Source organism: Roseovarius gaetbuli, from assembly GCF_900172365.1.
In the GTDB taxonomy this organism is placed as follows: Bacteria; Pseudomonadota; Alphaproteobacteria; order Rhodobacterales; family Rhodobacteraceae; genus Roseovarius; species Roseovarius gaetbuli.
The window spans coordinates 1-1,447 of the sequence record NZ_FWFJ01000110.1; the positions used below are offsets into that span (position 1 = coordinate 1).

At 50.0% G+C, this 1,447-nt stretch carries 2 protein-coding genes; one reads left to right on the top strand and one right to left on the bottom strand.

What is annotated here, in order from left to right:
• Nucleotides 1-121: 121 nt before the first annotated feature.
• Complete coding sequence (locus tag ROG8370_RS19785; RefSeq protein WP_139838248.1) at nt 122-1,033, bottom strand: hypothetical protein; 912 nt, start codon at nt 1,031-1,033, stop codon at nt 122-124.
• 259 nt (nt 1,034-1,292) lie between these two features.
• Here ROG8370_RS19785 and ROG8370_RS20425 point away from each other — a divergent pair.
• Nucleotides 1,293-1,447 (top strand): transposase (locus tag ROG8370_RS20425; protein ID WP_503128349.1); only part of this gene is annotated, 155 nt, incomplete at its 3' end.

The following is a 1,447-nucleotide window of genomic DNA, read 5'->3' on the forward strand; positions in this document are numbered from 1 at the left end:
TCCGAGACAGCGAAAAAGAAACGAAAGGAGACAGCAGCATTGACGCCATCATGACGCAAAGAACATAACAACTGGGTGGGTCAAGTCTCGGTGACAATCCCGGGTCAGTTCTCAGTGACAATCAACACCTCACATCGTTCATGAGTCCACGATCAACTATTCTCTTCTCGCCCATGACGACCCGCCCAGCCACAGCGGCAAATAAGTATGATGAAATCCTTTGGTGTGGTATTTCCCGTTGCCGCTCCCAATGCCAAAACTTCATGATTTCAATCGCCTGCTTATCTTCATCAACTCCCCGATCTTCAAGAAGGTGGCAAAGCTCTCGATACTCACGATATATCGGCCTGCCAGAACTCTCGAATAGTGCCAGCGGGTCACTTGGATCAGGATTAGAGACTTCCTCAAACCACTTCGCAAAGGCCTGCTTCTTTGTTGGGCCAATCGCTGAAAACTCACTTTCGAGAACACCCGCGAACGATACTTTCTTCTCAAGCCACGTGTCCGCGAGTTTTTTTAATGCATCATGCACATCGCCTCTCACGGTTCGAATGTGATCCGCGAATTGGCTATAGTCAGCCCGCACGCCAACGTGCATATCGGGCAGCCAATCATTTCTTTGACTGTCCGCAATCTCATCTATATCAAAAGAAACCTTAGGCTCTTTGCCATCAAAGTATGCCTTTGCAAACTGAATGTCCTGCAAAAGCTCCACATCGCGAGAATCCATTACGGAAACGTCGCCACCGAAGAACTTATACAAGCCGCGCAAGTCTATGGGACTGTGGAAGACCGTCGTCTCATCGTGGTGGATATCGGAGTGAGGCAAGAAAACCTGCTGTAGCAGAACGCACCGTCTCAGCAGGGCGTATACTTCTTTTGCAAAGGCTTCATGCCCCTTTGGCAGGTTTCCTTCGTTCTTGACGTTGTAGATCATGCTGAAAATGAACTGGTCCAGATAAATCGCCTTTTTGTCTAATTCGGGCAGAGGTAGCTGCACCGTCCTTCGGCAGTTGGTGCAGCGTTTGGTCAATAATCCCCCCCCGGCAGAGAGTATGCCCATTGTCGTTTGACCGCACTTGGCGCATCGTGTGAACGGCCCGCGTTCCCATGTAAATCCGCTCAATGTGAAACCTCCGCTTGCAAGTAGTGTATCTTGACCGCGTTCCCGAAAGTGGACCTTTGTGCATTTCGCAGCATCGGTCAATCTGGGCTTATTTTGTTGAAAAACTCTTCCTTGATCGAGGCGTGCATCACTGATTCAATTCCCATATTGATCGGGGGATTTTGCCATGTTGGGACCGAGGCAGGAAGCGCAACCGGCGCTGTTTTATGAGTTCTCGCTGGAGGATCACATCCCGCAAAATCACTTGCTTCGTTCGATTGACCGGTTTGTCGATCTGAGCGGCATCCGCCAGTATCTGGTTGAGTTTTATAGCCACACGGG